This window comes from Runella salmonicolor, assembly GCF_024158025.1.
Taxonomy (GTDB): Bacteria; Bacteroidota; Bacteroidia; order Cytophagales; family Spirosomataceae; genus Runella; species Runella salmonicolor.
The window spans coordinates 48849-72965 of sequence record NZ_JAMZEL010000002.1 but is presented as its reverse complement, the minus strand read 5'-3'; the positions used below and the strand labels follow the sequence as shown (position 1 = coordinate 72965).

The window sequence follows — 24117 nt, the reverse complement described above, 5'->3', positions numbered from 1 at the left end:
CTCCGCACAAAGATTTTATATTCTACTCAAAACACCTAAAGAATATGCAACCACTTCCCATAAAAACAACCGTTGTAGGCTCAATGCCTTTTCCCGGCTGGCTCGAATTTGCCAGTATGAATCTGGATAAATTTGGCCCCGCCGACATTGCCGAAATGATTGACGATGCCGTGATTGCGGCCGTGCATGACCAAGTAGCGGCGGGGCTAGACGTAATCACCGATGGCGAACAAACGCGTTTGGACTTTAATCTTTCCTTTTACGGTTTTATCAAAGGGATTGTTAACGACGGCACCGAAACCCGCAAATATGGCCCACCCGCCCATGACCAACGCGGCAAAAACAGCATCATTGAGCCTCTGTCTGCTCCCAAAGGCTTGGGCGTAGTGGAAGAATACAAGCGACTGAAACGCCTAGCCCCCGAAGGTCAACGCATCAAAATGTCTATTCCGGGGCCGTATACCCTTTCAGGACGGCTCAATCCGGGAGGGCTGTACAAAGACCGTTGGGAAGTGACAGAGGCTATTTTGCCGTTGGTTCGTCAAGAAATTGAAGACCTAGTGGCACTCGGTGTACCCGAAATCTGCGTCGATGAACCTTCCATGAGCTGCTACGCGTACCGCGAAGATACCCAGCGTTTTGCGGATATTTTTAACCGCACCGTGGCACCGGGCGTGGGCAAAACCCGCCTTTCCATGCACCTTTGTTTTGGAAATTACAAAGGCCGGTCGGTCGGTAAGAAAACCATTGCGCCCATGTTGCCTAGCTTTTTGGACATGACCGTGGACGAACTCCACAGCGAAATGACGGTACTCAACTTTACGGATGTACATTTATTGGAGCGCTTCGCCGAGAAATTTGACGTTGCCGTGGGCGTCATTGATGTAAAAAGTTACTACATCGAAACAGCCGAAGATGTAGCAGAGCGTATCCGTAAGGTGTTGCCCTACGTCCCTGCCGAAAAACTCGCCGTGGCTCCCGACTGCGGCATGAGCCAAACTGCCCGCTGGGCTACCAAACAAAAATTGAAAGCCATGTGCGATGGGGCAAAGCTGGTCAGAGCCTCTCTATAAAATCTTTCCCATGCCGCTATAAACTCGCGGTGTGGGAAAGATAAAAAACTTATTTACAGACTTTTCCAGAAAGCCTTCTCCAGTTTTTTATCACTTGCATACGATGACGGCGCGGCATTTTCGCGGGCAGGCAACGAACCGCCAATCAATTGATAAAGCTTTGTTTCTAAGTTTTTTTTCTCCGTTTCGGTGAGGGGCTTATCGTTTGCCAATTTTTGTAATGAACTTAAAATCGACCAGTTTGACAACCGACTATTCATCACTTTTGAGGTCAATACATTACCCAATTCGAGTACTTTTTGTTTTTGCCCCCCTTTAAGTTTTTGATTTTCAGACTCCTCAACAATCCCCAACACCTCCGAGACCAAACGTTCGACCTGTTGTTGGGAATAGTTTTTTTCGCTCCGATACGCTTCATTATAGTTTTTCAACTCTCCCGTCAGGCGCTTTTCACTTTCTTTGATGGGTGGCGGGTCATAACTCGTTTTTTTAACAAACGTCCTTGCTCGGTGCTGCGCGGATTTCAAGTATTCCAAGGCTTTTTTCTCAAACGGAATGGCCTTTTCTGGCTCATACAACCGCAAATGCAGTTCCGATTGCCACATCTGTTCCAACGCCATTTTCAAGAGTGAGCGCGTTGATTGTTCATAAAACGTATTGGCTTCCCCGTCATCGTGGGAGTGAACATATTCTTCCAAAATCGAAGCTACGGGGTCTTTTTCTTCCGTTTCGCTCTTTCCGCCTCCGCCGTGGTTATGCCCCTCGTGCGAATTTCCGCCCGATTCGCCCCCCGGTTCGCCCGTATCATGGGCGTGTACAAAACCATGCAATAAAGCAAACCCCACGACGGCATCGCCGTCATTGTCTTTGGGCAAGGCATTGCCTCCGCCGATAGAATTCTCAAATTCTTCACCCAAATATTGTCCATAGCGCAAACGAAGGGCTTTTTGGTCAAATCCAATTTCGTTTGAAGTGCTGTTATATTCTTTGGCCGCCAGTTTCTTTCGTTTGGCAATCAACTTCTCGGTATCAATGATAATTTGGCGCTGGCTTCTAAAATATTCGGGCAAAATATTCATCGCCATGGTTGCCAATTCTGATTCTTCTACGTTGGCGGTATCTTTATAGACCACGAAATAAGTATCTGACTTTGAATAGTTTGGCTCGGGACGTTTGTTGTCAATCGCCGCCCAATAATAATACAACTCATCGCCAGGTGTAAAATTGAGGGCTTTGAGGTCAATGTTTTTAACGATGTTTGTTTCCTTAAAATTGGCTTGACTAATGGGCAATTTCACTTCCCTAAATTTCACATTTTCGCCCGAACCTCGGGCCACCGTGGCCACGATAAATGCCTGTTGGACCGCAAAATCATCCGATATTTTGGCCGAAATCTGAAGGGTTTTAGGGTCTTTCAAGAAATGATATTGGTATAATTCTTTGGAGGCAGGCTCAATCTTGGGGGCCAAATCTGGAATAGCTTCTAGGCGATAATAGTCTGATTGATAGACCAATGAGTCTTTCCAATACGCCTTGATACCGTACAATCCTGAGTTGTACAATTGGTCGCGGTATTCAAATTGATTCCCTACTTTTTTAAAGGGTAATTCTTCCCCTCGGTTATTGGTTAATTTAATCGCCACATTTTGCGAATGACTAAACGACACCTGCCATATCAACCCCGAACCGCTGATGGAAGATGCGTTCAAATCCGTTCCCTCCCGAACGGGTAACTTAGTATACGCGGGCGGTGTAACGGTCAGTTTGGCCGAAACCAACGAAGGAATTACTACTTGATTTTCAAGGACTTGCCCTTTTGTAACTTCTTCAACTAATTCCTTAAATTTGTCTTTTTTCAGTAATGGCAATCCAAACCGCAAACCCAAACAAACTAAAAATAGGGCCACAAAAATCCCCCAATGAGACGGCAAAACGCGGGGTGCTTTCTGGCCTTGAATTTTCTCGGCTAAACGCTCCAATTGCAACTGCTGCGCGATATTAGGCCGCTCTATTTCAAGCAGTTGAAGGCTATACTCCGTGTCGTGAAGGTTCTGGTGAATGAGTTGAATCGCCTCCGCTCGTTTGCTTTGAAAAAGCCCTTTCCAGTACGCGCTCACCATAAATACCGCCAAAGCAGCAAGCGCAGGCACCATGACCGTGGATGTGACCAACGAAACCACTAAAAAAGCCGACCCAGCTAGCAGCACACTCGTCAGCAACGCGCCAGCGTAGAGTTGGTAAGTTACCCAAGTGATGATTTTATGGAGTTGATTCATGCGTTTTTTTGGATGGCTAACCAACGTTCAATGCCCAAAATAATGATAAAAAACAAAAAAATCCATTTCGAAAACTGCACCCCTTTTGTCTGATTTACAGCATATTGATTTTTAGTATCTAGCGTTTTAAACAAGGCATTAAGTTGCTGATTGCTTAATGTTTTCGAGACAGGATTCAGTTGAAAATGACTCACCAATACTTCCCCCAACCACTCGGGAAGACGCCCGTTTGTAAGCATTTCCCCCGAAAATTGCGCCGTTTTCCACTCTCCATTTCTCGGAATGTGGTTTGCCTCCGAAAAAATAAAACGCGTTTGGGATGAAAAAACTTTTACATCAAGCGGCAGTTTATTATCCATAAAAACCCAGTCGTACTGTTTTTGCGAATTTAATTTTTCGTCAATCAAAAACCCTATTTGGTACACCTCCGTCAATGCTTTCAACGCCGCCCAAATGGCCTGCTTTTCGGCTTTACTTTCCAGGGCGACCAATACATTTACCGCATTGTTGGGGAGGGGCTGTGATTCAAATTTTTCATTAGGAGGTAACACCGCCGCAACCGTCAATTGATTGGCTTGATTAACAAACAACTTATGTTTACCCGCAAATTCCAAGTAGGGTTTGGGGGTTTTTGAAAGTGTATCAACCACGGAATGTAGGGTGAACGTCCCCGGCACAAAGATGTTTGGCACTTGACTTAACCCCTGACTATTAACCAAATAAATCTCAAATTGCTTCGTTCGCACTTCCCGATTCAATTCATTGGCTTTATTGATATTCGTTTGTAATTCCAACGGATGCATCGCGCCAGAATAGGTCAGGGAGGATATGTCGTTCAATGACTCCAATGCTGCCCCTATTTTATATATTTTTTCCCCTTTTTTGAGGGCCTCTTCCAGTTCAAATTTATAATTGTCAACCACCAAAGGATTCAGTTGTACCAAGTGGATTTTTTGAGGGCTTTGAGTGCTTGTAGCCCAATGCAGGATAGGTTTTGCCAACAATAAAGCCAATAAAACCACCAATAAACACCTGATTATCAACAACAACACATTGTCTAGCCGAATCCCGCGTGAGGGTTGTAAGTCCTTCTCCGTCAGCCACTGCGTAGCCGCCCAATTAAGCAGTTGCCCCTTTTTCTGATGCCAAAAATGAAGGGCGATAGGAATGCCAACCGCCAAACTGCCCCACAACATCAAAGGGTTTAAAAATTCCATTTATCTTATTTTTATGTTTCCTGCCCTAAAGGACAGGACAATTCAAAAAATATCTTCCTTATTCTCAATAACAGGACAATTCAGAAATTTATCATCAAACTTTTCTCATTCTCAACGCCTCTGAAATCACCGACGCAATGGATTCGTGCAAAGTAGTCCGAATTAAATGTACGTGCGGGATTTGTAAGGCTTCGTCTAAATTGGCCAAATAGGCAGCGGCTTTTTTTTGAACCTCTTCTTTGATAGTCGATGCTTCGAGTTCCATTTCTTTTCCCGTCTCCAAATCCTTGAAACGATAAAAACCATTTAGGTTAAAATGCAATTCTTCGGCACCAAGTACCTGAAAAATAAGGATTTCGCGACGCGGATTGGCTACACTCTGAATGAGTTTCATCCATTCATCATCCACTTGCAGAAAATCAGACGCAAACACAAACAACTCTTTCTGCTTTTGTTGAAAATGCGGAAATTTAGGATGCTCGTTCTGCCACGTTCCCGTTGCTTCGGCTTTTTCCAACTCGTATAAAATCCGTTGAAAAGCCTGCTTTCCTGCGGGAACGAGGGTCTCTAAGTCTCCGTTTTGCAAGGCATACAAACTCATCTGGTCACTTTGTCGGTACCCCAAATAGGCCAACGACGCCAGCAGAATCTTGCAATAATTTAGGCGACTGATATTTTTTTCGGCATAATTCATCGACCCCGACAAGTCCAATACAAACCGAATATGGAAATTACTTTCCGTAGCGGATTCTCGTACCAAATGTTTTTGGGTACGGGCGTAGAGTTTCCAGTCGATGCGTTTTGGGTCGTCGCCGGGTTCGTAGTGGCGATATTGCTCAAATTCAATCCCAATCCCCGACCGTTTACTGCCATGAATCCCCAACATCAGCTCTTCACTGACCAGTTTTCCCGCGATTTGAAGGTTATTTAGTTTGATGAGTTCGGTGGTGAGCATGGCTATCCTTTCAACAGTTCTGCCACCACATCATCCGTTGTGACATTCTCGGCTTCGGCCCTGAAATTGAGCGAGATACGGTGACGCAATACGGGGTACGCTAATATTTGAATGTCTTCGGGGATAACCGAAAACCGTTGGTTCAACACCGCCCGGGCCTTAGCGCAAAGAATCAACGCTTGCCCTGCCCGTGGGCCTGCCCCCCATCCGCACCATTTTTTGACAAAGGCCGATGAAGTAGTATCGGGACGCGTGGAACGGACCAATTGATTCACTTTTACAATCAATTCATCACTGATATGAACCTGACGCGTCAGTTTTTGTAAATCAATAATTTCTTGGTCCGTAAGAATGGTTTGCAGGCTTTGACTGCCAAAACCCGTGGTATTTTTCAACACATCCAATTCCTCCTGTTCGGACGGATAGCCCAACTTGATATACAGCAGAAAACGGTCAAGTTGCGCTTCGGGCAAGGGGTAAGTACCCGCCTGTTCGATAGGGTTTTGGGTAGCAATAATCAGGAATGGGCGCGGTAAATCGTAATTTGTACCCGCATACGTCACCTTGTATTCCTGCATTGCCTCCAACAACGCTGCCTGCGTTTTGGGCGGTGTACGGTTGATTTCATCGGCCAAGACGATGTTGGCAAAAATGGGTCCTTGGTTAAACTTAAAAAACTTTTTGCCCGTTTCGTGGTCTTCCTCCAAAATCTCGGTCCCGATGATGTCTCCTGGCATTAAATCAGGGGTAAACTGCACCCGTTTAAATTTCATTTCGAGGGCTTCGGCCATCGTTTTCACCATGAGTGTTTTGGCCAATCCGGGCACGCCTTCCAGCAAACAATGTCCGCCAGCGAGTAAAGAAATCAGGATTTCATTGATTACTTCTTCTTGCCCGACGATTACTTTGCCAATCTCTTTTTTCAGGTGTGGTAGCTTCGATACCAGTGTTTTATAGTGGGTTAAGTCCTGCGTTTCCAATGCTTAAACAGTTGTTAATGCGTAACTAATAATGTTTACTCCAAATTTTGTATTGTCTTCGGCCAACCAACGCTTATTTCTAAAATCATAATCCCACTCGCAGCCATAATCTTTATTGCTGTACAAAACCCCGATTCGGCCGTTGATTTCAATGGCTTTCAGGTAATCATGGACCAGGTCATCGCCCCAGCCGTTGAGTTCAAAACTCGTCGTAGGCGGGCCTTCAAAATGAAAAAACGAATGATAAATCGGATGGTCGTTGGGGATTTTTTGTAAGGCCTTCGGCCCAAAAGTGCGCGCCATTTCTTGTTCAAACGACTTGGCAAACAGCCCGTCGATGTCGTGATTGCAATCATCCACAAACACAAAACCACCGTTTTCAACGTATTTTTTAAAATGGTCACGTTCCTGAGTGGAAAACTCCACCAATTTATGACCGCTCAAATAACAGAAGGGGCTCCTAAACAACTCAGTACCCGTCAATTGCACAATTTTTTCTTTTTCATCAATCGGAATCGTGGTATACTCCACCAACGAATTGAGGAGATTGGAAGGCATCCGTTGGTCGGTGTCCCAATCTCCCGAAGCATACTGGATCCGAGTAAAAAAAAATGGTCTCATGCGTGGAAAAGATTAAACCTCTCGGCTGCGGCCCGCAACGGCAGTCACGGGCCGTTGCCGTAAGGTTATACCGCGTCGGAAAGGGATGAAAAGGTAAACTCCCTGATTTTCATCGGTGGCAGAATATAATTTTGGTCTGATTCCGTACTAACCACCCGCTCTGGAATCCCTAAGGTTTCAAGATTATTCAGCATGATGATTGGGCTTTCGTTGAAACGGAAGTTTTTGATAGGGTATTTTATTTTTCCGTCTTCGATATAAAATGTCCCGTCGCGGGTGAGGCCCGTTAGCAAAAGTGTTTGGGGGTCAACGGGACGGATGTACCAGAGTTTGGTGACCAAGATACCGCGTTTGGTGCTTTTAATCATCTCGTCCAAGGTCGCCGTTCCTCCTTCCATAATCATGTTATTTGGGTTTGGAACGGGTTTCACCCCTTTTTTCTGCGCCCAAAAACGAGAGTAAGAAAGGTTTTTCACAACCCCTTTATCAATCCAAAGCGTTTTGGCCTGCGGCTGTCCATCTCCCGACCATGCAGCAGCGGGTAAATCAGGATGCGTTGGGTCAGAATAAAACGTAACACGCTCGTCTACAATCTTTTCCCCTAGCTTGGTTTTCCCTCCTGGCTTGCTGAAAAACGAGCGGCCTTCGTCGGCACTGCGGGCATCCATTCCAAAAAAGATACTTTCGAGCAATACCGCCGCCGCCGTTGGCTCTAAAATCACGGTGTATTTTCCAGGCTCAAGCGCCTTTGCTCCTTTGGAAGCCAACGATTTTTGAACGGCAATTTTGGTAGCCGCTGCCGTATCCAGTTTATTGAAATCATTATACCCTTTGGCTACGTAACCCGAGCCTGTTCCGTCGTCCGTTCTGACCGTAAGCGAAAAGTTAACGTTGGTATTTTTATAATACGCAAACAGCCCTTTCGAATTCATCATGGCGGTAAACCCTTTACGATCTTCCAAAAATCCCGCCGCTGCAAGGCCCTGTTTGCTCGACAATTCGAGGCTTTTCGCTACTGCTTCGGCCCGCTTGTCGGGGGTGATGCTGGCGGTAGATTCAAAATAACCGTTGGATTTAATGTATTGCTGCGGCTCCATGACGCCCACGTGTTCGGGGTTTTCGGGCGCAAGTCGGGCTAATTCTTCAGAGCGGCGCACCACTTTTTCGAGCGAGGCATCGTCAAATTCATCAATAGAGGCCACACCTACTTTTTTGCCGAAAGACGATTGGACCGAAATATCTTTGTTGGTCATTGCTCCACTGGTGGAAACTTCGTTGCGGGCATAGCGCAGATTTCCGCGTATTTCGCCCAGCAGATTCACTTCACATTCATCCGCTTTTGAAAAGCTCAACACCTTTTGTAGCAAGGCTTTGGCTTCCGCTTCAGTTAATATAACTGCCATTTTTTTTGATGTTAATTGTTGGAGATGAGGTCAATGCTTAAATTTTACGGGCGGTGTTAATGACATTTACGCCGTTAAAACGGGCCGTTGAGCTACCATGCGATACCGCACTGACTTGCTGCGGCTGGCCTTTTCCGTCAAAGAATGAACCACCCAAACGATAATCTCGCTCGTCGCACACTTTCACGCAAGAATTCCAGAACTCCTGCGTATTTGACTGGTATGCCACATCTTTGAGCATTCCAGCAATTTGACCGTCCTTGATTTCGTAGTACAACTGACCGCCAAACTGAAAATTATAGCGCTGCTGGTCAATTGAAAACGAACCGTCTCCAATAATATAAATTCCTTTTTTTACATCCTTAATCATTTCACTGACCGAGAGGGGCGTTTTCCCAGCCGCCAAAGAAACATTGGCCATGCGCTGAAACTGCACCGAGCCCCAACTGTCGGCGTAGCAACAGCCCTGTGATTCTTTTTCTCCGATGATGTGTACTTGGTCACGAATGGCCTGATAATTGACCAATGTTCCCTCTTTTACCAAATCCCATTGCTTGGTTTTCACGCCTTCGTCGTCCCAACCAACGGCCCCCAACGAGCCTACTTGGGTTTTATCAGCAAAGAGATTTACTTCTTTGCTCCCATAATTGAAGTTTTTGCTCTGCCATTTATCCAAGGTAGCAAAACTGGTCCCTGCAAAATTGGCCTCATAACCCAACACGCGGTCGAGTTCGAGCGGGTGCCCTACCGATTCGTGAATGGTTAGCCACAGGTGAGATGGGTCTAGCACCAAATCATATTTGCCTGCTTCCACCGATTTGGCCGCGAGTTTTTCTTTGGTTTGTTTGGCCGCCGAAATCACATCTTCCAGCATATCATAGCCCTTATTGTAGCGGGTAGTGATACCCGTTACTTTGTCTTTAGGGTTGGTTTGTAGGTATTCGTAACCCATTCCAACGGGGGCACTCAACGCCTGACGCGTTTCAAACTTACCCGTTTTGGGATCGATGGTGGTCACCGAAAAAATAGGCCAAATTCGGTGAATGTCCTGATCAATGTAAGAACCGTCGGAAGAAGCAAAATATTTTTGTTCATTGACCATAAACAACACCGAGTTCACGTAATTAGCGCCGTTTTTTAGAGCAGCATCGTTGACACCCAACAGCAAATCCACTTTTTCTTTGATGGGTACTTCAAACGAATTACGTTCGATGGGCGCTTTCCAACTTACTTCACCGTAGCCTTTTTGGGGAGCCAATTGCACCGGTTGCTTCATCAACCGGGCATTGGCTTTGGCAATGGCCACGGCTTCTTCGGCCGCTCTGGCGGTATCTTCTTCGGTTTTGGCGTCTACCACCGCCGCAAATCCCCAACAGCCATTGGCAATGACCCGCACGCCAACCCCATAAGATTCAGTGTTGACGATGTTTTGTACTTTGTCTTCGCGGGTAATCACAAATTGACGCAGATAACGGCCAATCCGTACATCGGTGTAAGTAGCGCCTTTGGATTTGGCGGCGTTGAGGGCAGCGTCGGCCAGACGCTTTTTGAGGGCAACATCAATGCCGCCTTCCAATAGGGCTTCGGGAGAAACTGAATTCCCCACAATCGGGATATTGGGCAACATCATTGCGCCAAATCCCATGCCCGACAATTGCATGAAATCTCTTCTTTTCAAGGCTTGGTTTGTTTATAGATGGTTGTATGGGTAATTGAAAAGACGTTTGAAATTGAATCATGTTTAATTCAATTTCAAAAATCCTGATAAATATAGTCTTAATTCTCCCCCAGACAGGGGGATTTTGATGAACGGCAAACGAATGTGTAAAGGTTGAAGCAACAGGGTCAGACGATAGGCAGACCGTACCCAGCACATCTACCTACTGACCCAGCTAATTACCTTACACTTTAACCTTTCTCACTTTACACTCAACTAGACTGCGTCCGATAAACTTGTAAAGGTAAAATCGCGAATTTTCAGCGGAGGAATCATGCTTCCATTTACGCGGGCGGGTACGCCCATCGCTTCAAGATTATTGAGCATGATAATAGGGCTTTCGTTGAAACGGAAGTTTTTGACGGGGTATTTTATTTGTCCGTTTTCGATATAAAACGTCCCGTCACGGGTAAGCCCAGTGTATAACAAAGTTTGGGGGTCAACGGCACGGATATACCACAATCGAGTCACCAAAATTCCTTTTTGGGTTCCCTTAATGAGGTCAGCCAGCGATTGCGTACCGCCTATCATGATGAACCCCTGCGGAGGGGGCACTGCTTTGACGCCCTGTTTTTGGGCCCAAAATCGAGAATACGCCATATTTTTAACCACTCCTTTATCGACCCAAGTCACTTTTTCTTGCGGACGACCGTCCAGTGAAAACCCTGCTTTGGGAATATCAATGTTGGTCGGGTCGGAATAAATGGTTACACGCTCGTCGAATAGCTTTTCTCCCAACCGCGTTCCGCCGCCTTTTTTGCTCAAAAAGCTGCGACCTTCATCGGCATTACGGGCGTCGATGCTACGCATCATGTTTTGAATCAAATCAAGGGCCGCCGTAGGTTCGAGAATAACGGTGTACTTCCCAGGTTCAAGGGCTTTGGCCGATACCGAAGCCATGGCTTTTTGCATCGCAATCTCCGTCGATGCTTTGGCATTGAGCTTTGCGGCATCATTAAAATCGCGGGATACGTACCCTGAGCCAGTTCCATCCGCCGAACGAACGGTGACAGAAAATTCGACCGACGTCGATCTGTTGTAACCAAAAAGGCCTTTGCTGTTGCCCATGGCAAAAAAATCAGTGGTATCTTCCAGATAACCCGCCGCCGTTAAGTTCTTTTTACGGCAAGGGTCGATGCTGTCAAACGCTACTTTTGCCCTATATTCGGGGTTAATATCGGCCGTACTTTGCAAAAAAGTATTACTTTCCAAATAGGTCTGCGGCCCAAGCATTGGCACATATTCGGGATTTTCGGGCGCTAATCGGGCAATTTCTTCGGCCCGCCGCACGGTTTTTTCCAACGATTTGTCATCAAACTCGTTGATGGTCGATGTGCCCGAGCGTTTGCCATACACGGCCGTCACCGACAAAGACAAGTCATAAGACTCACCGCTGGTCGAAACCGTATTACGGGCGTAGCGGATGTTTCCAGTGCGGCTGCCCGTCAGGTTCACGCTCATTTCGTCAGCTTTTGAAAAAGCCAACACTTTATCTATGATTTTTTTAGCTTCTTCTTTCGTTAAAATAGCCATTGTTGATGTCGTGGTTTAATTATCCGATTTTTCTGCCCGTATTGATGATATTCACGCCGTTAAAACGCGTCGTCGAACTCCCGTGCGAAACCGCACTCACCTGCGAAGGTTGCCCTTTGCCGTCAAAAAACGACCCAAACGTACGGTAATCATCCTTGTCACAAATCTGCACGCACGAATTCCAGAACTCTTGCGTGTTTGACTGATAGGCTACATCATCCAGCATTCCCACGATTTCTCCGTTTTTGATTTCGTAGAAAAGTTGGCCGCCAAACTGGAAGTTATAACGCTGCTGGTCAATCGAATACGAACCACGACCAATAATGTATATTCCTTTTTCAACGCCCTTAATCATTTCCTGAACGTTGAGTTTTTCTTTCCCTGGGCGCAGCGACACGTTGGGCATCCGCTGGAATTGCACCGAATTCCAGTTGTCGGCGTAGCAGCAACCGTGTGAGGCGTTTTCGCCCAAAATATTTACTTGGTCACGAATCGCCTGATAGTTCACCAAAATACCGTCTTTAATCAAATCCCATTCCTTGCAAGGAACGCCTTCGTCGTCGTAGCCAACGGTTCCTAAAGTGTAAGGTTGGGTTTTATCGGCCACGATATTTACCTGTTTGCTGCCATAATTGAAGCTCTTGGTTTTCCATTTATCCAAGGTCGCAAAACTGGTTCCAGCATAATTGGCTTCATACCCCAATACGCGGTCCAACTCGGTGGGGTGACCTACCGATTCGTGGATAGTCAATCCCAAGTGATTTGGGTCCAGCACGAGGTCATACTTACCAGGCATGACCGACTTAGCGGTCATTTTTTCTTTGGCTTGTTTGGCCGACATGATGGCATCTTCAACCATGTCGTACGAGTTGCGATACCCAACCAACCCATTCGGTCCCGCGATTTTTTCGCTGGCCAAACCATCAAGATATTCATAACCCATGCCCATCGGCGAACTGATAGCATCACGACTTTTGAATTTACCCGCTTGTTTATCAACGGCAGTTACGGTAAAAGTTGGCCAAATACGGTGTATGTCTTGGTCAATGTACGAGCCATCGGAGGATGCAAAATATTTTTGTTCATTGACAAAAAACAGGTTGGAAGTGACAAAACCGGCGCCGTTTTTCATTGCCTCGCCGTTTACTTTCATCAATAAGTCAATCTTTTCCTGAACCGGAACCTCAAAGGCATTTTTCTTGATGGGCGTTTTCCACGTTACCTCTCCCACTCCTTTTTGAGGAGCCAACACGACCGGCTCGGTCTGGATTTTTGAATTTGCTTTGGCAATGGCTACGGCCGTTTCGGTACATTTGGCAATGCCTTCGTTGCTCACATCGCTCGTAGCGGCAAAACCCCAAGTTCCGTTGGCAATCACGCGAATTCCTACGCCGTACGATTCTGCATTAACGATGTTCTGAACCCTGGTTTCACGGGTAAAGAGGTATTGTTGAAGATAACGGCCGATGCGAACATCGGTATAAGTTGCCCCTTTCGACTTGGCCACGTTGAGGGCCACATCAGCCATCTTTTTCTTAATGGCCGCATCGACGGCGGGTTCGAGCAGCTGCTCAACAGGAACCACATTGCCCAAAACGGGAATGGATGCGCCCATCATAGCCCCCAAGCCCATGCTTGACAACTGAATAAAATCCCTTCTTTTCATGCTTGGTCTAGTTTTGATGAATGGTTGTAATCGGTTGAAGTGAAAAAACTTCTTACCATCGGTTAGAACGTAACATTCAAAAATAAGGAAATTATAAAACCAGCCTATTATTCCGCGACAAATTTGCTTTTTTAAGCGACGTTATCGAAAAGCCATTACAGCACAACGAAATTTTCGCCGCGCAGTCCGCAGACGCGCAGTCCGCAGGCAACGCGTCATTAATAGGAAATTAGCCATTCTGAAAAGCTTTGTAATCTTCGGGGGTGTCCAAATCTACGCTTCCCGCCTCAAAAGTCACGAGGTAGGCTTCGTCCAAATGATTCATCACAACGGGTTTCGCCCCTTTATCACCCGTCAGGGTCAACAGTTCGTCAAATATTTTACGGTCAAACAAGGCAGGAACACCAATTTGGTCGCCGTACTTACAGGCGACAATCGGCGGTTGTTTTTCTTCATAAATTTTAATCATCCGCTCCAACAACGACACCGAAAGATACGGCTGGTCGCACACCAAAATCAGAACGGCATCCACGTCTTTGTAAGTCATATATAACCCTGCCATTCCCATCTTCACCGACGACGACATCCCTTCGGGCCACATGGGGTTATCAATGACGGTCAGCGGCAGGTTGATGATTTCGGGGGCAATTTGAGCCTTATTTGCCCCAATGACTAAGACAACAGGGTAACAATCAGTGGCTAAAGCCACTTCTGCCGTCCGACGCAGGAGGCTTTTTCCGTCAATGTCCAAGAGTTGTTTAGGCGAGCCCATGCGCTTGGATTCGCCAGCCGCCAATAATATAATCCCAATCTTCTTCAAATGAATATATACGTTTAAGTGTGTCAATTTTAAGAACGTTTGAGAACGTCGGCGAGGCTTAGAGCCTCGCCGACGTTCTATAAAGCCTCGCCAACGTTAAATATCGTCCATGACCGCCGCCCAATCATAGCCTACTTCCACCAAAAATAGCCCACAGGCAGGCGCTTGAGCAGCGGCATTTTTACGGTTCTTAGAAATAATCAACTGTTCAAAATCCGCGTACGACTTTTTTCGTTGCCCAACTTCCAACAAAGTACCCACAATGGCACGCACCATACCGCGCAAAAAACGATTGGCTTTGATGTGAAATACCAGTCCCAATCGAGTTTCTTCCCAATAGGCCTGCTCAATGGTACACAAAAAGGTTTTTACGTCGGTATGGATTTTACTAAAACATTCAAAATCGGTGTATTGAAGCAACAACGCGGCGGCCTCGTTCATTCGCTGAACATCCAACTCAGGTCGAAATACGTGGGCTAAATCAGTAAGAAAAGCGTTTTTCTGAAAAATAATTCGGTATTCATAACAGCGGTGCGTGGCGGCAAAACGAGAATGTACATCGGGTCTGACGGCCACAATTTTGGGAACGGCAATGTCTTTAGGCAAAAGGCTATTCAGCCCCAATGCCACCCGGTCGGGAGCAGCAATGGGATTTTCTACGTCAAAGTGCGCAAATTGCTGCTCGGCATGGACGCCCGCGTCGGTTCGACTACTACCGATGATTTCAACGGGCTGCCGCAGAATAATGGCCAACGCTCGCTCAAGTTCTTCCTGCACGGTATTGCCGTTGGGTTGCCGTTGCCAACCATGATAAATTGTTCCTTTATAACTTACTTCTATAAAATAACGCATATGCAAAGATAATGGCTAAAACAGATTGGCGGGGGTGAAAAGGAGGTATTGTTTAAACTTTCAGAAAGTTGGCGTAACTTTGCAAACTTCACAATAAATGAAGGCGCATTCCTGTTAAGATTTAAAAAGTTAAGATGAAGTATCGTTTTTGGGGTTTTATTGGCGTATTTATAAGTATATGGGGGTGCAAAACGTCCAAACCGGCACCACAGGCTCCCCCCGAACCTGTGATTCTTTCCATAGGTGACCGGAAATTTACGACTGATGAATTCTTTCAATCTTTTACCAAAAACCAATTTTCGGACGATACATCCAAATCAACCAATATCAGGGAATACCTTCAGCTTTATACGAATTTAAAGTTGAAAGTAATCGCCGCCCAAAGTGACGGCAAAGACACAACGGCCGAATTTCGGGAAGAAATGGCTTCTTTTCGGAAACAATTGGCCCAGCCGTACCTTTCCGATAAAGTATTTGTGGAAAACCTCGTAGCGGAAGCCTACGAACGCTTGAAACAGGAAGTCAGCGCTTCACATATCTTAATCCCCGTTTCTCCCGACGCCTCTCCCGAAGACACTTTATCGGCGTACCGGGCAGCCATTGCCTTACGTAGCCGAATCCTGCAACAAGAAATTACGTTTGAAGAGGCCGCAACCCGTTTTTCAAAAGATGCGTTGTCCAGCCCAAAAGGGGGAAATTTAGGGTATTTTACGGTATTTCAGACGGTTTATCCTTTTGAAAACGCTGCTTACACCGCGCCCATTGGAAAAATAACGGACCCCGTACGAACGGGCGCAGGCTATCACTTGATCAAAGTGAATGACCGTCGCGCTTCGCGAGGTAAGGTTCAAGTAGCGCACATTTTGGTACGTATCAGTCCCAATGCCACCTCTGAAGGCAAAGCCGCTGCCAAGTCCAAAATAGAAAAAGCCCACAGTTTATTGCAACAAGAAGCCTGGGAAGTGGTGTGTCGTGACTATTCCGACGAGCCGACCACCAAAGACAACGGGGGCATCCTTCATGAATTCGGCACAGGGGCCATGACCCCTGCTTTTGAAGAAGTAGCATTCTCACTCAAACGCGTCGGCGATATTTCACAGCCTTTTTTGAGCAACTACGGTTGGCACATTGTTAAACTGATTAATCGCAAACCCATCGAGTCATTTACTGAATTAGCCCCGCAACTTCGGCAAAAAGTAACCACTGATTCGCGCGGTGAACTCATTCGGGAAGCATTAATTACTAAACTACGTGCGTCGTCAAAAATGACGGAAATTGCCCCTATAAAAGCGGCAGCCTTGGCCCAGCTTGACACATCCCTGCTAAAAGGAAAATGGAAATTCAAAACACCGCTCAACGCTTCGATTGAAAACAAAACACTGGTGCAAATTGAAAATCAACCGTATAGCGTCAATCATTTTTTCGAATACGTCTACAATCGTCAGCAACCCACCCCAGCGGGCACTTCGCTACCCCTCCTTGCCGAACGTTATTTTCGTCAGTTTGTAAATCAGAAATTGGTCGAAACGGAAGAAGCAAATTTGGAAAAAAAGTATCCTGAATTTAGAGCATTAATGACCGAAATGCGCGACGGAGTCTTGTACACCCAAGCCATGGAAGCCAACGTACTAGAGCGCTCCTTGACCGACTCATTGGGTCAGAAGCAATATTGGGAACAAAATAAAGCCAACTACCGCTACCCCGAGCGCGCTTTTGCTACCCTCGCGGTGAGCGAGAGTGATACGCTGCTTAAAAGGGCCCATGAAGCACTTGCCTCTAAGCCTTATCAATTGCGGCGAAAAGGGACCGATTTGCTTTTCCCTTCCAAATCGACCATCCTAAGCGTAAAACACCGGGAAGCCCTGTTTGAAGTGGCACTGACCTTGCTCAATAATGAAAATTATTCGGTCGAAGTTTCCGCCTACGGCGATGCCGATGAGCCTGATTCCATTTCCACGATACGCCTTCATAATGCCATTAAGGCGCTTACCAATAACAGTGTTCCCCTGACGCGAATCATCGAGAAAGATTACGGCAAATTCAAACCCGTGGCCAATGCGTCTCGCAACCGCCGGGTAAGCTTTCAGTATTTCAGCACGTCTAAAAAAGACCTCGAAAAAGCCCTTAATGCCCTTAAACTGGGTAATATACTCATTACTGAAGGGGCTTTTGCCAAAGGGTCAAACCGCTATATAGATGCCGCCCGCTGGGAGGTGGGCGATCAATTGGTAAGTGTCAACAAGGAAAAAGTATGGGTTTCTATCGCCAAAATCGAACCCGCCCGTATCAAAACCTTCAGTGAAGCGCGTGGGGCCGTGATCAACGATTACCAAAAACAACTGGAACGTAATTGGCTTACTCAATTACGCCAAAAGTTTGCCGTACAGATAAACGAAGAAGAATTACGTAACTTAGCAAAGTAAAAAACGGCGTTAGTACGTTTAACAATAGAGAATCCGATTTTGAAGTAGCCTACCAAATTATGAAAAGAACATTCATTCAAAACCCATCTTACCTCTCAGTCCTTCGCTCCACCTTGGCAACGCTCGTATTGGCGTGTATTGCCTTCATGGGCGCTCAAGGACAGGGAAAAAGCACCAGCCTCAACAAAGTGGTGGCGCGCGTTGACAATTACTATATACTGCGATCTGAATTGGAAGAATACATGATTCAGGCACAATCTCAGGCCCAGGGCCAACAAGCCCCTACCATGTGCCAGGCCTTAGAACGCTTGATTGTAAATAAAATGCTGTTGGCAAAAGCGGAGATAGACTCCGTTATTGTTGAAGACAAACAGATTGAAAGTCAGGTAGCGGCCCGGATGGACTACATGGCTAAGCGTTTTGGCTCGGAAAAAAACATCATTGAGGCGTACGGGAAGAGCATTGAAGCCCTTAAATATGAGTTGCGAGAGCCTATCAAACAGGAAATGATAGCAGAAAAAATGCAAAGTAAAATTACGGAAGCCATCAAAGTGACCCCCAATGAAGTAAAAAAATTCTTCAACAGCATTCCCAAAGACAGCCTACCTTATATTCCCGCCGAAGTTGAAATCGGGCAGATTGTTCGTTATGCCAAAGTAACAAAAGCACAGAACGACGAATTACGTGCGCGTTTGCTCGATTATAAAGCCCGGGTAGAAAAAGGAGAAGATTTTACCTCATTGGCCTCGGCTTATTCGGAAGATTTGGGGTCAGCGCAACGGGGTGGAGATCTTGGTTTTGCCAAACGCGGCGAAATGCTACCCGAATTTGAAGGAGCCTCCCTGAAACTCAAACCAAACGAACTATCGGAGCCTATTGAAACAGAATATGGTTTGCACTTGATTCAATTGCTCGAAACCCGAGGCGCTGAATACCACGCCCGCCACATTTTATTACGCCCCGATTATAATCGCATGGACATGTCGGCCCCAAAAAAGGTGTTGGATAGTCTCTATAATGTTATCAAGACAGATACGCTGAAGTTTGAAAAAGTGGCAAAAACGTGGTCTGAAGATAAAAGTACGGCCGATGCTGGTGGTTTGTTGAAAGACCAACAGTCGGGTTCATCGCGCTTGCCACTGGATGCTTCGATGGACTACGGCTTGTTTATGATGCTCGACACCATGAAAGTTGGCACGATAAGTGCGCCCATGAACTATCGAACAGACGACGGAAAAACCGCCATGCGAATCATCTATTACAAAAGTAAAATAGAGCCGCATACGGCCAGTTTGAAAGACGATTTTGAGAAGCTATCTAATATTGTTTTAGCCAATAAAAAAACAGAAGCGGTAGATAAGTGGTTTAAGAAAGCAATCGAAGATGTCTTTATTAAAGTAGACCCCGAGTTTCAGGGATGTAAAATGATGGGTATTAATCTGCAGGATAATTAGCGTCGATTGTTTTTTTGCGGCAAACAGCTATATTCACAACAACCATTTATAAACCACTAACCATAAACCTTAAATGAAGTTTTCTTCTGACGTCGCTGCTGCTGAGGCACTTAAAGAATCCTACGAAAAACTCCGTGCAGAAATTGGCAAAGTCATTGTTGGTCAAGATGATACGGTTCGTTTATTGCTCACCGCTATATTCTGCCAAGGGCACTGCCTCTTGGTTGGGGTACCTGGATTAGCAAAAACCCTCCTGATTCAAACCATCGCGGGTGCCTTGGATTTGAGTTTTAACCGTATCCAATTTACGCCTGACTTGATGCCTTCCGATATTTTGGGTTCTGAAACTTTGGACAATGAACGCAATTTCCGTTTTATCAGAGGGCCCGTATTTGCCAATATTATTTTGGCCGATGAAATCAACCGTACCCCTCCCAAAACCCAGTCGGCGCTCCTCGAAGCGATGCAAGAATACGCGGTAACCGTTGCGGGCCAAAAACATTCGTTAAGTCGTCCGTTTTTTGTGTTGGCTACCCAAAACCCCATCGAACAGGAAGGAACCTACCCCCTGCCCGAAGCGCAGTTAGACCGTTTTATGTTCATGGTTTACTTAGATTATCCTTCTTACCAAGAAGAGCTTAACATTGTTAAATCCACCACAACTGACAATAAACCGGTAATTAATACGGTCATTTCAGCCGCCGAAATCGAAGCGTTCCAACACCTCGTACGGCGCGTTCCCGTCACGGATAATGTGGTAGAATATGCCGTTAAACTCGTTCAAAAAACCCGACCAATGGGCGATTTGGCCACCGCAGACACCAAAAATTACCTAGAGTGGGGAGCAGGGCCGCGTGCGTCTCAAAACCTGATACTTGCCGCCAAATGCAACGCCCTCATCAACGGAAAATACTCTCCCGATATTGAGGACGTCAAAGCAGTAGCACTTCCTATCTTACGTCACCGCATTGTACGTAACTTTAAAGCAGAAGCCGAAGGAATTTCGGTCAATGAAATCATAAAGCGATTAGTGTAGTCATTACTGCAAAGTAATCACGCAAAGACGCAGAGGTGCAAAGAAAAACCCCTCTGCCGTCTTTGCGTGATTTTTTTTGTTAACTGCCCATTCTTATGCCGTAAAAAGTGAATCATAAAACACAAAAGTAAAAGTCAACTTCCATAAAAAGACAATTAATTAGTACGACAAATGGTTTTCGTTCGTACCTTGCAAACCCAAATTCAACCCCCAAAAAATCGTTATGCCTCCAAAAATTCGCAAAGAGGACGCACTTTATTACCATTCAAAGGGTCGTCCCGGCAAGATTCAGGTAGTGCCAACCAAAGAAACCAACAACCAACTTGACCTGTCTTTGGCCTATTCGCCCGGCGTTGCTGAGCCGTGTATGGAAATTTTCAGAAACGTTGAAGATGTCTATAAATACACCGCCAAAGGCAATCTAGTGGCGGTAATCAGCAACGGAACGGCCGTTTTAGGCCTCGGAAACATCGGCCCCGAAGCGGGTAAGCCCGTCATGGAAGGGAAAGGCCTCCTTTTTAAAATTTACGCCGACATTGACGTGTTTGACATTGAACTCAACACCGAGAACGTGGATGAGTTTGTCAGAACGGTTAAAATAATGGAGCCTACCTTCGGAGGCGTTAACCTCGAAGACATCAAAGCGCCCGAATGTTTTGAAATCGAACGTCGCCTTAAAGAAGAGCTCAATATCCCCGTCATGCACGATGACCAGCACGGGACGGCCATCATTAGTTCGGCGGCTCTGCTAAACGGACTAGAACTGGTCGGTAAAAAAGTGGAGGACATTCGCGTGGTGGTGTCAGGAGCGGGTGCCTCGGCAAGTTCTTGTACCAAATTATATATTGCCTTGGGCGTTCGTCCCGAAAACGTCGATATGTTCGACAGCAAAGGCCACATCAATACCGCCCGTACCGATTTAGACCCCATGAAGCAGGAATTCGCCTCTGAGCGCCGTTTTGCTTCGCTGGCCGAAGGAATGGTGGGTGCCGATTTATTTCTCGGGTTGTCTAAAGCCAACGTAGTGTCGCAGGACATGGTGCGCTCCATGGCCAAAGACCCAATGGTATTTGCGATGGCCAATCCAGACCCCGAAATTCCGTATCCAGACGCCGTAGCCGCCCGCGAAGACGTCATTATGGCCACTGGACGTTCGGATTATCCCAACCAAGTCAACAACGTATTGGGCTTCCCGTACATATTCAGGGGCGCATTGGACGTGCGGGCCCGTGAAATCAACGAGCCGATGAAATTGGCGGCAGTGCACGCGCTGGCCGAATTGACCAAAAAGCCCGTTCCTGACATCGTTAATTTAGCTTACAATGCCGATAACATAAAATTCGGTCGTGAATATATCATTCCTAAACCCGTTGACCCACGCCTGCTCACAACCATTGCCCCCGCCGTGGCCAAAGCCGCCATGGAGAGCGGAGTAGCCCAATACCCGATTACGGATTGGGATGCGTACGTTCAACAGTTAGAAAAACGTTTGGGTCAGGACAATCAAATCTCACGGGTGATTATCAGCAAGGCCAGAAAAGCCCCAAAACGCGTGGTTTTTGCCGATGCCGAAAACGTGCAAGTGCTCAAAGCCGCCCAACAGGTACGCGACGAAGGCATTGCGTTCCCGATTTTATTGGGTAAAGAAGAAAAAATACGCGCCATCATTGAGCAGAATAAACTGGACCTCGCCGAGATTCCAGTGATTGATCCTTATAGCCCTGAGCAATCGGCCAACATCGACCGCTACGCTGAAGTGTATTTCCAAAAACGCCAGCGCAAAGGGGTCAACATCATCGAAGCCCGCAAGATGATGTATTATCGGAGTTCATTCGGCGCTATGATGGTTGAAATGGGCGAAGCTGATGCCCTGATTTCTGGTTTGACCCGCAATTATCCCGATACCATTCGCCCTTCTTTGCAAATCATTGGTAAAGAAGCAGGGGTGAAAAAAGTGGCGGGTATGTACATATTACTTACGCGTCGTGGGCCGCTGTTTTTGGCCGATACCACCGTTAATTTTAACCCGACGGTCGATGACATCGTTGAAATCACCGAATTGACCGCGCAGGCCGTAGAACGCTTCAACATCAAACCGCGCATTGCCCTCCTTACTTACTCCAACTTTGGAAGTGCGAAGGGTGAAGATGCCGAAAAAATGAGCACCGCCGCCACCATTTTACACAAAAAACACCCTGATATGGTGGTAGACGGTGAAATGCAGGCCCACTTACCGTTTGATTTAGAATTGCTTCGTACCAATCATCCGTTCAGCAAACTGGCCGAAGACGGAGCCAATACGCTCATTTTCCCGAATCTTTCGGCCAGCAACATCGCCTACAACCTGCTCAAAGAAGTAGGGGAATACGAGGCCATCGGCCCGATTTTGCTCGGAATGCGCAAACCCGTTTACGTACTGCAATTGGGTAGCTCCGTTCGCGAAATCGTGAACATGGTGGCCATTGCCGTAGTAGAAGCACAAATGAAAGGGTAGTTTTTACCCTTATTGATAAACTTAAGCGCGGCAGACTAGCTACAAGTCTGCCGCGCTTATTCATGTAGAGTTATTCTCGTATATTCCCAAACGAAGACGTGCCATGACTCCCAACGAAGTACCATTAACCAACAAAGACCCTTTCTACGAAACGCAAAGTATTGCGGTGCCTGAAGCATTTGAGGAGTTTTTTACGCATTTTTATTATGCCGCCAATCGTACCCCCTACCCTGTCCATAAAAAGTTAATCCCTTCTTTTCAGACCATTTTGGTCTTTAATCTTGGCAGTAAAATTTCGATTTCCTTCGAGCAAAATCCCTCTTTCGACGCACCGAATAGCCTGATTCTTGGTCCCATCAAAAAAAACATTGATTATACCTTATCACCTGGGGCCGAAATGCTCGTGGCAAATTTTAAATGGGATGCTTTTTACCGTTTTTTTGGGCAATCCTTAAAATCATTCAATGAATTCATTCACCAACCCGATGATTTAGTCAAAGAGCAATGCTTTGCCGACGTATGGATTCAGCTAAAAAAAGCCCAGTCACTCTCCGAGAAAGTCAACCTTTTGTTGGATTTTAGTTTGCCGTATCTGAGAGAAAGAGAAAGCAACGTGGCGCAAGTTCTGGCGCAAAATGAAGCCAGGGGCACTTTGTACACCGTCAAAAAAATAGCTGCAGAAAGCGGATATAGCGAACGGAACATTCAGCTCAACTACCAAAAGTATCTGGGATTCAGCGACAAAGAACTCAATCGTTATCAGCGATTTAAAAAAGCGATTGAGTTTTTATCAAAAGCCAACGCCGCGTCACAGCCAATTGATTGGCTTGATATTGTGGCGCAGTGCGGCTATTATGACCAAAGCCAGTTGATTCACGACTTCAACCACTTCATTAAGATGTCGCCCACCCATTACCTCAAACTCCAAGAAGACCTCTGCATGACGGCGTTATAGGGCTTTTCGTTTTCTTACAATCAGGACAAAACTGCAGGCGCTAGTTTTGTCAAAAAAAAGAAAACAACATGAAACACTTAATCATTTATGCCCATCCCCACGCCGGTAGCCTCAATCATTTTCTTAAAGAAACGGCTGTTAATACGCTAAAAAAAGCGAATCACGAAGTGAGAATCCGGGACCTTTATGAATTGAATTTTAACCCTGTTTTATCGTTGGAAGATATGGCGGGACAACGTAAGGGGCAAGTAGCGCCTTTGGTCGGTGAAGAGCAAAAACACATCGAATGGGCGGAAGCTATTACGTTTATTTATCCGATTTGGTGGACAGGAATGCCCGCCATCATGAAGGGCTACATCGACCGCGTGATGTCATACGGATTTGCGTATCGGTATGACCAAGGCATTCAAAAAGGCTTGTTGAGCGGTAAACAAGCTTTTGTCGTTAACACCCATGGTAAATCCAAGGCTGAATACAGCGCCAACGGGATGGATACCGCCCTGCGCCTCACCTCTGATACAGGAATTTATACCTATTGCGGCTTGGACCTCAAAAGCCATTTATTCTTTGACAAAGCCGACCGCGTCACCGAAGAAACCCTCAAAAATTGGGTTGCTGAAATTGAAAGAATGTATTTGTAGG

Annotated in this window: 18 protein-coding genes; 7 read left to right on the top strand and 11 right to left on the bottom strand. The window is 46.2% G+C overall.

Annotation, left to right across the window (positions count from 1 at the left end; genetic code table 11):
* Positions 1–44: 44 nt before the first annotated feature.
* On the top strand, positions 45–1073 hold the full coding sequence (locus tag NCI00_RS06150) for a cobalamin-independent methionine synthase II family protein (RefSeq protein ID WP_253526089.1): 1029 nt from the start codon (positions 45–47) through the stop codon (positions 1071–1073).
* A 53-nt stretch (positions 1074–1126) separates the two neighbouring features.
* Here the strand turns inward: NCI00_RS06150 and NCI00_RS06145 are convergent, their stop codons facing one another.
* From NCI00_RS06145 to truA, 11 genes are all read right to left on the bottom strand, one after another.
* Positions 1127–3349 (bottom strand): DUF4175 family protein, encoded by a 2223-nt coding sequence (locus NCI00_RS06145; RefSeq protein WP_253526087.1) that lies wholly within the window; start codon positions 3347–3349, stop codon positions 1127–1129.
* On the bottom strand, positions 3346–4566 hold the full coding sequence (locus NCI00_RS06140) for a BatA domain-containing protein (protein WP_253526084.1): 1221 nt from the start codon (positions 4564–4566) through the stop codon (positions 3346–3348). Before NCI00_RS06140 ends, NCI00_RS06145 begins: the two co-directional genes overlap by 4 nt.
* A 94-nt stretch (positions 4567–4660) precedes the next feature.
* The gene (locus tag NCI00_RS06135; RefSeq protein ID WP_253526082.1) at positions 4661–5521 is read right to left on the bottom strand and encodes a DUF58 domain-containing protein; all 861 of its coding nucleotides are present in this window, start codon (positions 5519–5521) and stop codon (positions 4661–4663) included.
* Between the two features lie 2 nt (positions 5522–5523).
* Positions 5524–6501 (bottom strand): AAA family ATPase, encoded by a 978-nt coding sequence (locus NCI00_RS06130; RefSeq protein ID WP_253526080.1) that lies wholly within the window; start codon positions 6499–6501, stop codon positions 5524–5526.
* Between the two features lie 3 nt (positions 6502–6504).
* Positions 6505–7122, bottom strand: coding sequence for a DUF4159 domain-containing protein (locus tag NCI00_RS06125; RefSeq protein WP_253526079.1), 618 nt, complete (start codon positions 7120–7122; stop codon positions 6505–6507).
* Positions 7123–7187: 65 nt separating this feature from the next.
* A complete protein-coding gene (locus tag NCI00_RS06120) occupies positions 7188–8525 on the bottom strand; it encodes a TldD/PmbA family protein (RefSeq protein WP_253526078.1) in 1338 nt (445 codons plus the stop codon).
* Positions 8526–8562: 37 nt separating this feature from the next.
* Positions 8563–10203, bottom strand: coding sequence for a TldD/PmbA family protein (locus tag NCI00_RS06115; protein WP_166559076.1), 1641 nt, complete (start codon positions 10201–10203; stop codon positions 8563–8565).
* Positions 10204–10458: 255 nt separating this feature from the next.
* A complete protein-coding gene (locus tag NCI00_RS06110) occupies positions 10459–11775 on the bottom strand; it encodes a TldD/PmbA family protein (protein ID WP_253526076.1) in 1317 nt (438 codons plus the stop codon).
* Positions 11776–11794: 19 nt separating this feature from the next.
* Positions 11795–13441: a TldD/PmbA family protein gene (locus tag NCI00_RS06105; RefSeq protein WP_166559074.1), complete on the bottom strand. Its 1647-nt coding sequence runs from the start codon at positions 13439–13441 to the stop codon at positions 11795–11797.
* 229 nt (positions 13442–13670) lie between these two features.
* Positions 13671–14288 carry a nucleotidyltransferase family protein gene (locus tag NCI00_RS06100; RefSeq protein ID WP_255455446.1) on the bottom strand — a complete coding sequence of 206 codons (618 nt, stop codon included), beginning with the start codon at positions 14286–14288 and terminating at the stop codon, positions 13671–13673.
* 69 nt (positions 14289–14357) lie between these two features.
* Entirely contained in the window at positions 14358–15113 is a 756-nt protein-coding gene (gene truA / locus NCI00_RS06095; RefSeq protein ID WP_253526075.1) for a tRNA pseudouridine(38-40) synthase TruA, read from the bottom strand.
* 227 nt (positions 15114–15340) lie between these two features.
* Here truA and NCI00_RS06090 point away from each other — a divergent pair, with 227 nt between their 5' ends.
* The 6 genes from NCI00_RS06090 to NCI00_RS06065 all read left to right on the top strand — a co-directional run bounded on the left by NCI00_RS06090 (position 15341) and on the right by NCI00_RS06065 (position 24116).
* Positions 15341–17536: a peptidylprolyl isomerase gene (locus NCI00_RS06090; protein WP_253526074.1), complete on the top strand. Its 2196-nt coding sequence runs from the start codon at positions 15341–15343 to the stop codon at positions 17534–17536.
* Between the two features lie 59 nt (positions 17537–17595).
* Positions 17596–18990, top strand: a complete 1395-nt coding sequence (locus tag NCI00_RS06085; RefSeq protein WP_166559071.1) for a peptidylprolyl isomerase — start codon at positions 17596–17598, stop codon at positions 18988–18990.
* Between the two features lie 73 nt (positions 18991–19063).
* Positions 19064–20026: an AAA family ATPase gene (locus NCI00_RS06080; RefSeq protein WP_166559070.1), complete on the top strand. Its 963-nt coding sequence runs from the start codon at positions 19064–19066 to the stop codon at positions 20024–20026.
* 223 nt (positions 20027–20249) lie between these two features.
* Entirely contained in the window at positions 20250–22520 is a 2271-nt protein-coding gene (locus tag NCI00_RS06075; protein WP_114065865.1) for an NADP-dependent malic enzyme, read from the top strand.
* 103 nt (positions 22521–22623) lie between these two features.
* Entirely contained in the window at positions 22624–23475 is an 852-nt protein-coding gene (locus tag NCI00_RS06070; RefSeq protein WP_253526073.1) for a helix-turn-helix domain-containing protein, read from the top strand.
* Positions 23476–23543: 68 nt separating this feature from the next.
* Entirely contained in the window at positions 23544–24116 is a 573-nt protein-coding gene (locus tag NCI00_RS06065) for an NAD(P)H-dependent oxidoreductase (RefSeq protein ID WP_253526072.1), read from the top strand.
* Position 24117 lies beyond the last annotated feature (1 nt).

Coding starts and splice junctions, on each gene's coding strand:
- NCI00_RS06065 (WP_253526072.1), top strand. CDS start 23,544: ATGAAACACTTAATCATTTATGCCCATCCCCACGCCGGTAGCCTCAAT.
- NCI00_RS06085 (WP_166559071.1), top strand. CDS start 17,596: ATGAAAAGAACATTCATTCAAAACCCATCTTACCTCTCAGTCCTTCGC.
- NCI00_RS06140 (WP_253526084.1), bottom strand. CDS start 4,566: ATGGAATTTTTAAACCCTTTGATGTTGTGGGGCAGTTTGGCGGTTGGC.
- NCI00_RS06075 (WP_114065865.1), top strand. CDS start 20,250: ATGCCTCCAAAAATTCGCAAAGAGGACGCACTTTATTACCATTCAAAG.
- NCI00_RS06110 (WP_253526076.1), bottom strand. CDS start 11,775: ATGGCTATTTTAACGAAAGAAGAAGCTAAAAAAATCATAGATAAAGTG.
- NCI00_RS06145 (WP_253526087.1), bottom strand. CDS start 3,349: ATGAATCAACTCCATAAAATCATCACTTGGGTAACTTACCAACTCTAC.
- NCI00_RS06135 (WP_253526082.1), bottom strand. CDS start 5,521: ATGCTCACCACCGAACTCATCAAACTAAATAACCTTCAAATCGCGGGA.
- NCI00_RS06080 (WP_166559070.1), top strand. CDS start 19,064: ATGAAGTTTTCTTCTGACGTCGCTGCTGCTGAGGCACTTAAAGAATCC.
- NCI00_RS06120 (WP_253526078.1), bottom strand. CDS start 8,525: ATGGCAGTTATATTAACTGAAGCGGAAGCCAAAGCCTTGCTACAAAAG.
- NCI00_RS06125 (WP_253526079.1), bottom strand. CDS start 7,122: ATGAGACCATTTTTTTTTACTCGGATCCAGTATGCTTCGGGAGATTGG.
- NCI00_RS06105 (WP_166559074.1), bottom strand. CDS start 13,441: ATGAAAAGAAGGGATTTTATTCAGTTGTCAAGCATGGGCTTGGGGGCT.
- NCI00_RS06070 (WP_253526073.1), top strand. CDS start 22,624: ATGACTCCCAACGAAGTACCATTAACCAACAAAGACCCTTTCTACGAA.
- truA (WP_253526075.1), bottom strand. CDS start 15,113: ATGCGTTATTTTATAGAAGTAAGTTATAAAGGAACAATTTATCATGGT.
- NCI00_RS06150 (WP_253526089.1), top strand. CDS start 45: ATGCAACCACTTCCCATAAAAACAACCGTTGTAGGCTCAATGCCTTTT.